The following is a 14,309-nucleotide window of genomic DNA, read 5'->3' on the forward strand; positions in this document are numbered from 1 at the left end:
GTCACGGGGTGTCGAGTTCGTCGTCGAGCATGGCGAGCAGCTCGGAATCGGTGGCCGCTTCGAGATCGAGGTCGTCGGCGGCCTTGCCGGCGGACCGGGCGGCGCCCGGGTCCTGCGCGTCCTGCAATTTGGAGACCAGGGCGTGCAGCCGCGCGGTGACCTTCCGCCGCAGCTCGTCGTCGGCGGCCGGCAGGTCCAGCAGCACCGATTCCAGGCGGTCCAGTTCGGCAAGGGCCGGGACGGTCTCGGCGGCTTCGCCCGGGGCGAGTTGGCCGCGGATGAAGCGGGCCGCGGCGGTCATGGTCGGGTGGTCGAAGGCGATGCTGGCGGGCAACTGGACACCGATGGACGCCTGGAGACGGTTGCGCAGCTCCAGCGCGGTCAGGGAGTCGAAGCCCAGCTCCTTGAAGGCCCGGTCGGTCTCGATGGCCTCGGGCGAGCCGTGGCCGAGCACCGAGGCGACGTGGCCGCGGATCAACTCCTCCAGCCTGTGCAGTTGTTCGGCCTGCGACAGCCCGGCGAGCCGGGCCGACCAGTCGGCCGCCGCGGTCTCCGCGCGCGGTGCCTCCACCTTGCGCCTGGCCGGTGCGGCGGCCTGGACGAGGCCGCGCAGGAGGTCGGGGAGCGTGCCGGACGCGGCCCGTACGCGCAGCGCGTCGGTGTCGAGCCGGATGGGGACGAGCAGGCTCTCGCCATCGGTGACGGCCGCGTCGAACAGGTCGGTGCCCTGGCGCGCGGACAGCGGCAGGACCCCGGCCCGCGCGACCTTGGCCGCGTCGGCGTCGGCGCCCATCGCGCTGCTCTGCGCCCACAGGCCCCAGGCGAGTGACTGACCCGGCAGCCCGAGGTCGCGGCGCTGCCGGGCGAGGGCGTCGACGAAGGCGTTCGCGGCGGCGTAGTTGGCCTGGGCGATGCTGCCGAGGACGCCGGAGGCGGAGGAGAACAGCACGAACGCGGACAGGTCGGCGTCGCGCGTCAGATCGTGCAGATGGAGGGCGGCGGCGGCCTTGGGCGCGAAGACCCGGTCGATGTCCTGCGCGGTGAGCCGTTCCAGCGAGGCGTCGGACAGTACGCCCGCGCAGTGCAGGACGGCGGTCAGCGGGTGTTCCTCGGGGACGGTCGCGAGAAGGGCGGCGAGCGCGTCGCGGTCCGCGGCGTCGCACGCGGCGACGGTGACGGTCGCTGCACCCGACCCGGTCAACTCATCCCGCAACTCGGCCGCGCCGGGGGCCTCTTCGCCGCGGCGGCCGACCAGCAGCAGGTGACGTACGCCGTGCCGCTGGACCAGGTGACGGGCGATCAGGCTGCCGAGGGCGCCGGTGCCGCCGGTGATCAGGACGGTGCCGTCGGGCCGCCACGGGGTGCCGCCTGCCGCCGACGACGTGGCACGGGCGAGCCGGGGCACCATGACCGTGCCCGCGCGCAGAGCGAGTTGGGGTTCACCGGAGCCGACAGCGGCGGGTACGGAGGTGGGGAAGAGCGCCAGCGAGCCCGGGTCGTCGTCCACGTCGACCAGGACGAACCGGCCGGGGTGGGCGGCCTGCGCCGAACGGATCAGACCCCACAGCGCGGCGCCGACGAGGTCGTCGATCCGGTCCTCGGCGCGGGCGGCGACCGCGTGCCGGGTGAAGACGACCAGCCGGGACGGTGCCAGCCGGTCCTCGGCGAGCCAGCTCTGGACCGTGGCGAGGAGGTCGACGGTGGCGGCACGGGCGGCCGAGGCGTCGTCCCGCCCTCGGGGACCGAACCCGTGGCTGACGGCGACGAGTTCGGGCGCGGGAAGCCCCGCGTCGAGAGCTTCGGTGAGCGCGCCGAGATCGTCGTACGCCTGCGGGTACGCCCCGGATTCCTCCAGGGCTTCGGTGAGCCGGTCGTCGACCGGGCCGAGCAGCAGCCAGTCGGCGCTCTGGCCGGAGACGGGAACCGGCGCCCACTCCACGCGGTGGAGGCTGTCCGGCCGGCCGGCGGCCGAGTGGTTCACCTCGTCGGCGGTCACCGGCTGCGGCAGCCCGGCGTCCAGGACGGCGACCGGGCCGCCGTCGGGATCGGTGAACGTCGCGGTGAACTCGTCGGGCTGGCCGGTCGGACGCAGGTGGGCGCGGAGCGCGGTCGCCCCGGCGGCGCGCAGCGAGAAGCCGGACCACCGCGTCCACTGGGCGTTCTGGTTCCGGTTGACCAGGGCGGGTTGCAGTGCCGCGTCCAGCAGAGCCGGGTGAAGGCAGAACCGCGCCGCGTCGCGGGCGTGTTCCTCGGGCAGCCGGATCTCGGCGTAGTACTCGCGGCCGACCCGCCACAGCTTGCGCAGGCCCTCGAACGCCGGACCGTACACCTGGCCCAGGTCGGCCATCCGGCGGTGGAAATAGGCGAGGCTGACGGGCTGCGCGCCGCTGGGCGGCCAGACGGAGCCTTCCAGTTCGTCGGCCGGGCCGGACGCGTCCGGTTCCTCGGGTACGAGGACGCCGGTGGCGTGCCTGACCCATGGCGCGTCCGGCTCGGCGTCCTCGGCGCGGGCGTGCACGGCCAGCGGGCGGCCACCGTCCTCGTCGGGCGCGCCGACGGACACCTGGACGTGCACCGCGGCCTTTCCCCGCAGCGCGAGCGGCACGGCCAGCTCCAGCGTCTCGATCCGGCCGCAGCCCGCCATCTCGCCCGCGTAGAGGGCGAGTTCGGCGAAGGCGGTGCCGGGCAGCACGGGACGGTCGTGCAGACTGTGGTCGGCCAGCCACGGGTGGGTGCGCAGCGAGAGGCGGCCCGTCAGCACGATCCGGTCCTCGTCGGCGACGCGGACCGCGGCCGACAGCAGCGGGTGATCGACGGACTCCTGCCCGAGCCCGCTCGGGTCCCCGGCGCGCGCGGCGTCACCCTCCAGCCAGTAGCGCTGGTGCTGGAAGGCGTAGGTCGGCAGGTCCACGGGGTGGGCCGGGGTTCCGGCGAAGACGGACCGCCAGTCGACGGGCAGGCCGCGTACCCAGCCCTCCGCGAGAGACGTCAGGAAGCGTTCCTGGCCGCCCTCTTCGCGGCGGAGGGTGCCCAGTGCAACGGCGTCGGAGCCCGCGTCCTCGAAGGTCTCGGCGAGACCGACTGCGAGAACCGGGTGGGGGCTGGACTCGATGAAGTACCCGAAGCCGTCGGAGAGCAGAGCCCGGACGGTCTCGTCGAAACGGACCTCCTGACGGAGGTTGGTCACCCAATACGCCGCATCGAGCGCGGTGGTGTCGAGCTTGCCGCCGGTGACCGGGGAGTAGAACGGCACCTGCGACGACCGGGGCTCGATGCCTGACAGGGCCTGGACGACCTCGTCACGTATGGCGTCGACCTGTGCCGAGTGCGAGGCGTAGTCGACATCGATACGACGCGCCCGTACGCCCCCGGCCTCACATGCGGCGAGAACGTCGTCCAGCGTCTCCGGCTCGCCCGAAACCACCGTGGACGAAGGTCCGTTGACCGAAGCGACACCGATCCGGCCGTCCCAGCGCGCGATCAGCTCCCGTACGTCCTGCGCGGGCAACGCGACCGACACCATCCCACCGTTGCCCGACAAGGTCCCGCGAATGGCCTTCGCCCGCAGCGCCACGACCTTCGCCGCGTCCTCCACCGACAACGCGCCCGCGACGCACGCGGCGGCAATCTCCCCCTGGCTGTGACCGATCACCGCACCCGGCTCGACACCGGCGGCACGCCACACCGCAGCCAGCGACACCATCACCGCCCACAACGCCCCCTGAACAACCACCACGTCATCCAGGACGCCCTCGCGGATCGCCTCCACCACCGACGACCCCACGTAAGGACGCAGCGCCGCGTCACACTCCGCCAACCGCGCCGCGAACACCGGAGACGAGGCAAGCAACTCCATCGCCATCCCTGCCCACTGCGACCCCTGACCAGGAAAGACGAAAACCACCCGGCCGGAGCCCGGACGCACCACACCGGACACCAGACCCGGCGCCGGGACGCCCTCCGACAGCGAACCGAGCGCGCCGAGCGCCGACTTGGTGTCGGTGGCGACGGTGACGGCGCGGTGCTCGTGCTCGGCGCGGGTGAGGGCGAGCGCCCGGCCGATGGAGGCGAAGTCCGGGGCGTCGGAGTCGCCCGCGTATCCGCTCAGTCGGCGGGCCTGTGCGCGCAGGGCGGCGGCGGACCGGCCCGACACGGGCCACGGGACGGCGTTCAGCGGGCCCAACGGGCCTTCGTCCAGCGCGGATTCCGCCTCGTCCGGCTCGGCGAAGTCGGTGGCGGCTTCCAGGACGACATGCGCGTTGGTGCCGCTGATGCCGAAGGCGGAGACGCCCGCGCGGCGCGGCCGGTCATCGGCGGTCGGCCACTGCCTGGCCTCGGTCAGCAGCTCGACGGTACCGCTGGACCAGTCGACCTGGGGGGTCGGCGCGTCCACGTGCAGGGTGCGCGGCAGCAGTCCGTACCGCATGGCCTGCACCATCTTGATCACGCCCGCGACGCCCGCGGCGGCCTGCGCGTGCCCGATGTTCGACTTGACCGAACCGAGCCACAGCGGCCGGTCGGCGGGGCGGTCCTTGCCGTAGGTGGCGAGCAGTGCCTGCGCCTCGATCGGGTCGCCGAGCGTCGTACCGGTGCCGTGCGCCTCGACCGCGTCCACCTCGTCGCCGGTCAGCCGGGCGTCGGCGAGCGCGGCCTCGATCACCCGGCGCTGCGAGGGGCCGTTGGGGGCGGTCAGGCCGTTGCTCGCGCCGTCCTGGTTGACCGCGGTGCCGCGGACCACGGCCAGCACGCGGTGGCCGTTGCGCCGGGCGTCCGACAGCCGCTCCAGCAGCACCAGGCCCGCGCCCTCGGAGAAGCTGGTGCCGTCCGCGGCGGCGGCGAACGCCTTGCACCGGGCGTTGGGCGCGAGCATCTGCTGGCGGCTGAACTCGATGAACTCCATCGGGCTCGGCATCACCATCGCGCCCCCGGCCAGGGCGAGTTCGGACTCGCCGTCGCGCAGCGACCGCACGGCCAGGTGCAGGGCGACCAGCGACGACGAGCACGCGGTGTCCACCGTCAGCGCCGGGCCCTCCAGGCCGAAGGCGTAGGACACACGGCCGGAGACCACGCTGTTGGCCGACCCGGTCATCGTGTAGCCCTCAAGGCCCTCGGGTATCCGCGCGACATCGGCGCCGTACCCGGTGTAGGACGCGCCGACGAACACGCCGGTACGGCTGCCGCGCAGGTCGGCGGGCGCGATACCGGCCCGCTCGAACGCCTCGTACGCGGACTCCAGGACCAGCCGCTGCTGCGGGTCCATGGCCAGCGCCTCGCGCGGCGAGATGCCGAACAGCTCGGCGTCGAAGTCGGCCGCGCCGTCCACGAAGCCGCCCTCGCAGGCGAGTTCGACGCCCTCGGGGTCGAACAGCCTCAGGTCGTCGGTCTCCCAGCCGCGGTCACCGGGGAAGCCGGTCATCGCGTCCCCCTCCCCCGCGACGAGGTCCCACAGGTCCTCGGGGGAGGTGACACCGCCGGGATAGCGGCAGGCCATCCCGATGACCGCGACGGGTTCGTGGCTCTGCGCCTCGACCGTCCGGAGCCGCCGCTGCGTGCGCCTCAGGTCGGTCATGACCTTGTTGAGGTAGTCGCGGAGCTTCTTCTCGTCGGTGGACGGGGCCTGGTTCGTCATCGCGTGCACTCCGGGGATCGTGGGGACCTGCGGGCGGGGTTTCCAGAGAACGAGCGGGTCATCACGTGCCCAGCTCACGGTCGATCAGGGCGAAGATCTCCTCGTTGCTCGCGGCGCCCAGCGCGTCCTCGTCCGTCGCGCTCCCGCCGGGGCCTTCGGGTGCCTCGTCGTCCGCGGCCTCGTCGTCGCCGACCTTCCACAGCAGGCGCTCGAGGCGCTTGACGAATTTCGCGCGGGCCGGTCCCTCGGGCAGTCCGGCCGCCAACGCGCTTTCCAGTCGGTTGAGTTCGGCCAGGCCCGGAGTCCCGGCGGTGTCTTCGCCGCCGAGGCCCAGTTCCTCGCGCAGGTGGCGGGCGAGGACCGCGACCGTCGGATAGTCGAAGACGAGCGTCGACGGCAGGGCCAGGCCGGTCGCCGTACCGATCCGGTTGCGCAGTTCGACCGCCATGAGGGAGTCGAAGCCCAGCTCGCGGAACGGCCGGTCCTGGTCGACGGATTCCCCCGTGGCGCCGTCGAGGGTCACGTGGCTGGTGACCGCGGCGGCGTGCCCGCGCACCAACTCGACCAGCTCGCGCTCCTGTTCCGCCGCCGGGCGGCCCGCCAGCCGGGACCGCAGTTCCCCCGCCGTGGCCGCACCGGTCCCCGCGGCTTCCGTGTCGCCCGCGGCACCGGACCGCAGTGCGGCGACCGCCTCGGGGATCTCCGCGAACAGCGCGGTCGGGCGCTTGGCGTGGAAGACGGGCGCGAACCGCTCCCAGCGCAGGTCGATGACCACCGGGGCGGTCTCGTCGCGGTCGAGCGCCTGTTGGAGGGCGGTCACGGCCAGCGCGGGCGCCATCTCGTGGATGCCCTCCAGGCGGCCCCGGGCACCGACGTCCCCCGCGGCCATACCGGTACCGGCCCACGTACCCCATGCCACGGAGGTGGCGGGAAGTCCCTCGGCGCGGCGGCGCTCGGCCAGCGCGTCCAGGAACGCGTTGCCTGGCGCGTAGTTGCCGAGTCCCGGCATGCCGAAGGTCGCTCCGAACGACGAACAGAGCACGAATGCCGACACGTTCATGTCCCGCGTCAGCTCGTGCAGATGCACCGCCGCACCGGCCTTGACGCGCAGCACCCGTTCCATCTGATCACGGGTCAGATGTGCCACCACGCTGTCGTCCAGAACGGCCGCGGCGTGGAACACGGCCGACAGCGGTTCCTCCGCCGGGATCGCGGCGAGTACGGCGGCGAGCGCGTCGCGGTCCGCGACATCGCAGGCGGCGAAGGTGACCCGTGCGCCGGCCTGCACCAGCTCCTTCTCCAGGGCGGCGGCGCCCGGCGCGTCCGCCCCGCGACGGCTGACCAGCACCAGGTGCGGCGCCCCCCCGGCGGCCAGCCAGCGGGCGATGTGCGCGCCGATCCCGCCGGTACCGCCCGTGACCAGCACTGTGCCCTCGGGCAGCCATGTGCGGACGGCGGCCGAGTCGGCGGCCGGGGCCCGCAGCAGGCGACGGCCCAGCAGCCCGCCGAGGTCCGGGCGCAGCGCCACATGGTCCTCGTCGGCGATCCCGGCGAGGGCGGCGGCGAGGGCACGGCCGACCCGGACCGTCGCCTCATCGGACAGCTCCGCGAGCGGCGTGGCCGGAAGATCCAGCAGCCCGCCCCACAGCAAGGGGTGCTCCAGCGCCACCACCCGGCCGAGGCCCCAGATCTGCGCCTGCGCCGCCGAGACCGTCCTGTCCCCCGCCGCCACCGACACCGCCCCACGGGTGGCGCACCACAGCGTCGGCTGCGTCCCGGACTCCTCGGCCACCGCCACCAGGGCCTGGACCAGGGAAACGGTGGCGGCCAGGCCCTCCGTGACCGCTGGCCGCTCGGGATCGGGCGTCTCGTCCAGCGCGAGCAGGGACAGGACGCCGGTGAGGGGGGTGGTCCGCCCGGTCGTGTCGCCGTCGGTGCGGGACCGCAGCTCTGCGGCGAGGGCGTCGGCGCTTCCCGCTGTAGCGGTCGCGTCGAGGTGCAGCCGTTCGACCTGGGCGCCGTGGCCGGTCAGGGCCGCGTCCGCGAGGTCGGCCCATTCGGCGGGACACCGGTCGGCCGGGGGCAGCACCAGCAGCCAGCGGCCGGTGAGCCGTACCTGCGCCGGGGACACGACCGGCCGCCAGCCGATCCGGTACCGCCAGCCGTCGACCGCCGACGCCTCACGACGGCGCCTGCGCCACGTGGACAGCGCGGGCAGCGCCTCGCGCAGCGGCAGATCGGTGACGACGCCCAGCTCACCGGCCACCGTATCGGCGTCTCCGCCGTCCACGGCCGCCCAGAACGCCTCTTCCACGGCATCGGGCACCCCGGCGTTCGCCGCGCCGCCCGCCGCTGCCCGCTCAGGATCGTCGTCCTCCAGCCAGTAGCGCTGCCGCTGGAAGGCGTAGGTGGGCAGGTCGACGTGGTGGGCGGGGGTTCCGGCGAAGACGGACCGCCAGTCGACGGGGAGACCGCGTACCCAACCCTCCGCCAGCGAGGCCAGGAAGCGCTCCTGACCGCCCTCGTCACGGCGGAGGGTACCCAGGGCCACGGCGTCGGAGCCTGCGTCCTCGAACGTCTCCGCCAAGCCGACAGCCAGGACCGGGTGCGGGCTGGCCTCGATGAAGTAGCCGAACCCGTCCGCCAGTAGGGCCCGGACCGTCTCGTCGAAACGGACTTCCTGACGGAGGTTGGTCACCCAATACGCCGCATCCAGCGCGGTGGTGTCGAGCTTGCCGCCGGTCACCGTGGAGTAGAACGGCACCTGCGACGATCGCGGCTCGATACCCGACAGGGCCTCAATGACCTTGTCGCGTATGGCGTCCACCTGTGCCGAGTGCGAGGCGTAGTCCACATCGATACGACGGGCCCGTACGCCCCCGGCCTCACATGCGGCGAGAAGGTCGTCCAACGCCTGCGGCTCGCCCGAAACGACCGTGGACGAGGGCCCGTTCACCGACGCGACGGAAATACGACCGTCCCAGCGCGCGATCCGCTCACGTACGTCCTGCGCGGGCAGCGCGACCGACACCATCCCACCGTTGCCCGACAAGGTCCCCCGAATGGCCTTCGCCCGCAACGCCACGACCTTCGCCGCGTCCTCCACGGAAAGCGCGCCCGCCACGCACGCGGCGGCAATCTCACCCTGACTGTGACCGATCACCGCACCCGGCTCGACACCCACCGACCGCCACACCGCCGCCAGCGACACCATCACCGCCCACAACGCCCCCTGAACAACGACCACATCGTCCAGAGCCCCGCTACGAATCGCCTCCACCACCGACGACCCCACGTAAGGCATCAGGGCAGCATCACACTCCGCCAACCGCGCCCCGAACACCGGAGACGACCCCAGAAGCTCAGTCGCCATCCCTGCCCACTGCGACCCCTGACCAGGGAACACGAACACCACCCGACCCGCGTCGGAGCGAACCGCTCCGCTCACCAGGCCGGGGGCGGGCGTGTCCGCCGCGAGCGCGCCGAGTACGTCCAGGGCCTGTGTGCTGTTCGCGGCCAGGACCACCGCGCGGTGCTCCATCGCGGAGCGGGTGGTGGCCAGCGAGAGGCCGATGTCCGCGGCTGCGGCGGTAGCGGCCAGGTCGGCGGCCAACCGGTCCGCCTGCCCGCGCAGCCCTGCGGCCGACCGTGCGGACACCGGCCACGGAACGACGTTGAGCGATCCCAACGGGCCCTCGGCGGGGCCGGATTCGGCGATGTCCTCGCTTGCGGCCTGCGGCTCCTCCAGGATCACGTGCGCGTTCGTCCCGCTGATCCCGAAGGCCGACACGCCCGCCCGCCGCGTACGCCCCTCGCCCCGGACCCACTCGCGCGCCTCCGCCAGCAGCTCCACCCCGCCGCCGGACCACTCCACATGCGGCGTCGGCTCATCGACATGCAGGGTCCTCGGCAGGACTCCGTGCCGCATGGCCTGCACCATCTTGATCACACCCGCCACGCCCGCCGCGGGTCCTGAGTGCCCGATGTTGGACTTCACCGAGCCCAGCCACAAAGGCCGTTCGCCGGTCCGCTCCCGCCCGTACGTCGCGAGCAGCGCCTGCGCCTCGATGGGGTCGCCGAGCGTCGTGCCGGTGCCGTGCGCCTCGACCACGTCCACGTCCGCGGCGCTGAGGCGGGCGTCGGCGAGCGCGTCGCGTATCACCCGTTCCTGAGCGAGGTTGTTGGGGGCGGACAGTCCGTTGCTGGCGCCGTCCTGGTTGAGCGCGGTGCCACGGACGACGGCCAGTACACGGTGGCCTTTGCGGCGCGCGTCCGACAGCCGCTCGACGAGCAACGCGCCCGCGCCTTCGGCCCAGTTGGTGCCGTCAGCGGCGGCGGCGAACGCCTTGATCCGGCCGTCGGGCGCCAGGCCGCGCTGGCGGCTGAACTCCACGAAGGCGTCCGGAGTCGGCATGACCGCGATGCCGCCCGCGAGCGCCATCGTGCAGTCGCCGGAACGCAGCGCCTGCACGGCCAGGTGCAGGGCCACCAGCGACGACGAGCACGCCGTCTCGACGCTGAGCGCGGGCCCTTGGAGACCGAACGTGTACGCGATCCGCCCGGCGGCGACGCTCGACATGGTGCCGGTGATGACGTAGCCCTCGACCGGCTCGGGCGTGCGCCGCAGCCGCGACACGTATCCGTTGGCGACGATTCCGGTGTAGACGCCGACCCGTTCCTCGCGCACGGCGCGCGGGTCGATGCCCGCACGCTCGAACGCCTCCCAGGAGATCTCCAGCATGAGCCGCTGCTGCGGGTCCATGCCGAGCGCCTCGCGCGGGGTAATGCCGAAGAACGCGGGGTCGAAGTCGGCCGCTCCGTCGAGGAATCCGCCCTCGGTGACGTAACTGGTGCCACGGCTCTCCGGGTCGGGGTCGAAGAGTCCGGCCAGGTCCCAGCCGCGGTCGTCGGGGAACGGGCCGATGGCGTCACGCTCGCCATCCACCAACCGCCACAGATCCTCGGGCGATCGCACACCGCCCGGGTAGCGGCAGGCCATGCCGACGATCGCGACCGGCTCCTGGGCGGCGGCCTCGGCCTCCCGCAGCCGCTGCTTCGTGACGCCCAAGTCGGCCATCACCCGCTTCAGGTACTCCCGAAGCCTCTCCTCCGTGTTACCGGTGGCCATTCCCCTCGCTCCTTCGACGATCTGCGACGTTTGTCCGACAGCGGTGACCGGAGCGGCTCAGCCTGTGCCCAACTGTTTGTCGATCAGCGCGAACATCTCGTCGTCCGACGCGGTGTCCAGCGCGATTGCGCCGGTGTCGGCGCCCGCCTCCGCACCGGTCGCCGCGTCTCCGCGCCACGCCCAGAGCAGCGACTCCAGACGCCGGGTGATCCGCTCACGCGTCTCGCCGTCCGGCGATATACCGCCGAGCCGCGTGGCGATCCCGTCCAACTCGTTCAAGACCTCGGCGTGTTCACCGTCGACCGGCGCGCTTTCCATCTCCTCCAGCAGGAAGCGGACCAGGCTGATCGGCGTCGGGTAGGAGAAGACGACAGTCGCCGGGAGCTTCAATCCGGTCGCCGCGCTCAGCCGCTTGCGTAGTTCGACGGCGGTCAGCGAGTCGAAGCCCAGTTCCTTGAAGGCCCGTTCGGCCGCGACGTCGTCCGGAGTGGCGTGCCGCAGCACCGTCGCCACCTCCACGCGCAGCAGGTCGAGCAGTACGCGCTCCCGCTTCTCGCGGTCGAGTCCCGCCAGCCGCACGGTCAGCGCGTCAGGGTCGACGTCGGGACCGTCGTCCAGCACCTCGGTCCGCGCCGTCGTGCGGACGGCGGGGCCGGAGCGGTCGATGTCCAGCCAGTAGCGGCGCGGTTGGAAGGCGTACGTGGGCAGGTCGACGTGGTGGGCGGGGGTTCCGGCGAAGACGGACCGCCAGTCGACGGGCAGGCCGCGTACCCAGCCTTCGGCGAGGGAGGTGAGGAAGCGTTCCTGGCCGCCCTCTTCGCGGCGGAGGGTGCCCAGGGCTACGGCGTCGGAGCCCGCGTCCTCGAAGGTCTCGGCGAGACCGACTGCGAGAACGGGGTGCGGGCTGGACTCCACGAAGTACGTGAAGTCGTCGGCGAGGAGGGCCCGGACGGTCTCGTCGAAGCGGACTTCCTGGCGGAGGTTGGTCACCCAGTAGTCGGCGTCCAGCGTGCTTGTGTCGATACGGCCGCCGGTCACCGTCGAGTAGAACGGGACATCGGAGGTTGCCGGTTCGATGCCGGACAGGGCCTGGACGACCTCATCACGTATGGCGTCCACCTGTGCCGAGTGCGAGGCGTAGTCCACATCGATACGGCGCGCCCGCACACCCTCGTCCTCACACACCGTCAGCAGCTCAGCGAGCGCTTGAGGTTCACCCGAAACGACGGTGGACGAGGGCCCGTTCACCGAAGCGACGGAGATACGACCGTCCCAGCGCGCGATCCGCTCCCGTACCGCATCCGCCGGGAGCGCGACCGACACCATCCCGCCCCGGCCCGACAACGACCCGCGAATCGCCTTCGCCCGCAACGCCACGACCTTCGCCGCGTCCTCCACGGAAAGCGCGCCCGTCACGCACGCGGCGGCAATCTCACCCTGACTGTGACCGATCACCGCACCCGGCTCAACGCCCACCGACCGCCACACCTCGGCCAGGGACACCATCACCGCCCACAATGCGCCCTGAACGACCACCACGTCATCCAGAGCGCCGTCGCGGATCGCCTCCACCACCGACGAGCCGACGTAAGGCAACAGGGCCGCGTCACACTCCGCCAACCGCGCCCCGAACACCGGAGACGAAGCAAGCAACTCCAACGCCATCCCCGCCCACTGCGACCCCTGACCAGGAAACACGAAGACCACGTGGTCGGCCGGTCGGCCGTCGGTGTCGTCCACCGTGGCCAGGCCCGTGACGGTGGAACCTGTGGGGGTGCCTGAGGCGAGGGCGCCGAGGGCCGAGGGGTGGTCCGGGTCCAGCACGACCGCGCGGTGCTCCCACGCGGCCCGGGTCGTCGCCAAGGCGAGGCCGATTTCCGGCGCGGCCGGGCCGTGGCCGGCCAACGTGTACTCCAGCAGCCGCTCGGCCTGGTCGCGCAGTGCGGCGGCGGACCGCGCGGACACCGGCCACGGAACAGTGGACCCCAGCGGCCCGAGCGGCCCGTTCGCGGGTTCCGACCGGGCTTCCGGCGTACCGGCCCGGTCGCCCGAGTCTCGCGGATCGCGCGCGTCCGCCGAGCCGGCCGCACCGCCGACGCCGCCCTCGTCGTCCGTAGGCTCACCGGCCTCCTCCAGGATCAGGTGCGCGTTCGTCCCGCTGATGCCGAAGGCCGACACGCCCGCCCGCCGCGCACGTCCGTCACTCCTGACCCACTCCCGCTCCTCGGTCAGCAGTTGCACCCCGCCGCCGGACCAGTCCACATGCGGTGTCGGCTCGTCGACATGCAGGGTCCTCGGCAGGACTCCGTGCCGCATGGCCTGCACCATCTTGATCACGCCCGCCACGCCCGCCGCGGCCGAGGTGTGGCCGATGTTGGACTTCACCGAGCCGAGCCACAGCGGCCGTTGGCCGTCGCGTCCCGCGCCGTAGGTGTTGAGCAGGGCGGTCGCCTCGATCGGGTCGCCCAGGGAGGTGCCGGTGCCGTGCGCCTCGACCACGTCCACGTCGGCGGCGGCGATCCTGGCGCTGCGCAGCGCGGCGCGGATGACGCGTTCCTGGGAGGGGCCGTTGGGGGCGGTGAGGCCGTTGCTCGCACCGTCCTGGTTGACCGCGGAGCCGCGGATCAGGGCCAGGACGCGGTGGCCGTTGCGCCGGGCGTCCGACAGCCGTTCCAGCAGGAGCAGGCCCAGGCCCTCGGCGGGGCCGAAGCCGTCGGCGGAGGCCGCGAAGGCGCGGCAGCGGCCGTCAGGGGACAGGGCGCGCTGGCGGCTGAACTCGGGGTAGCCGATGGCGGTGGACATGACGGTCACTCCGCCGGCGACGGCCAGGGAGCATTCGCGGCTGCGCAGTGCCCCGGCGGCCAGGTGCATGGCGACCAGCGACGACGAGCAGGCCGTGTCGACGCTGATCGCCGGGCCTTCGAGCCCAAAGGTGTAGGCGACGCGGCCGGACATCACGCTGGCGAAGTTGCCCGTCGCGTAGTAGCCCTCGACCTCCTCGGGGATGGCGGGGAGTTCCCAGCCGTAGTCGGCGGAGCTGAAGCCGATGAACGTGCCGGTGGGGCTGCCCTTGACGGACAGCGGGTCGATTCCGGCCCGTTCGAAGAGTTCCCATGTGCAGGGCAGGAGGAGCCGTTGCTGCGGGTCCATGCCGAGGGCTTCGCGGGGGGAGATGCCGAAGAACGACGCGTCGAACTCGGTTGCTCCGGTGAGGAATCCGCCGCCCCGCACGTAGTTGCTGCCGGGCCGCGCGGCGTCCTCGTCGTAGCGGTCGTCGATGTCCCAGCCCCGGTCCTTGGGGAACGGGGTGATGGCGTCGCCGCCCTCGACGACCAACTGCCAGAGGTCGTCGGGGGTTTCGACGCCGCCGGGGTAGCGGCAGGCCATGCCGACGACCGCGATCGGCTCGTTCCTGGCGGCGGTGGCGTCGCGGAGCCGCTGCTGGGTCTCGCGCAGGTCGCCGGTCACCCGCTTCAGGTACGCGAGCAGTTTCGCCTCGTTCTCCGCCATTGCCATCCTTTTCGACTCCAGGCTCTCCGGTTCAGGAATGTC

General features: G+C 72.8%; 3 protein-coding genes. All 3 read right to left on the reverse strand.

The features are described from left to right. Nucleotide 1 precedes the first annotated feature (1 nt). Nucleotides 2–5,629 (reverse strand): type I polyketide synthase, encoded by a 5,628-nt coding sequence (locus tag ABZX65_RS00535; RefSeq protein ID WP_355332721.1) that lies wholly within the window; start codon nt 5,627–5,629, stop codon nt 2–4. 61 nt (nt 5,630–5,690) lie between these two features. Next, nucleotides 5,691–10,757, reverse strand: coding sequence for a type I polyketide synthase (locus ABZX65_RS00540; RefSeq protein WP_355332723.1), 5,067 nt, complete (start codon nt 10,755–10,757; stop codon nt 5,691–5,693). Nucleotides 10,758–10,814: 57 nt separating this feature from the next. Next, complete coding sequence (locus ABZX65_RS00545) at nt 10,815–14,267, reverse strand: acyltransferase domain-containing protein (RefSeq protein WP_355332726.1); 3,453 nt, start codon at nt 14,265–14,267, stop codon at nt 10,815–10,817. Between the last annotated feature and the right edge of the window lie 42 nt (nt 14,268–14,309).

The sequence above is a fragment of the Streptomyces sp. NPDC003300 genome (genome assembly GCF_040610915.1).
GTDB lineage: Bacteria > Actinomycetota > Actinomycetes > Streptomycetales > Streptomycetaceae > Actinacidiphila.

Coding starts and splice junctions, on each gene's coding strand:
- ABZX65_RS00540 (WP_355332723.1), bottom strand. CDS start 10,757: ATGGCCACCGGTAACACGGAGGAGAGGCTTCGGGAGTACCTGAAGCGG.
- ABZX65_RS00535 (WP_355332721.1), bottom strand. CDS start 5,629: ATGACGAACCAGGCCCCGTCCACCGACGAGAAGAAGCTCCGCGACTAC.
- ABZX65_RS00545 (WP_355332726.1), bottom strand. CDS start 14,267: ATGGCGGAGAACGAGGCGAAACTGCTCGCGTACCTGAAGCGGGTGACC.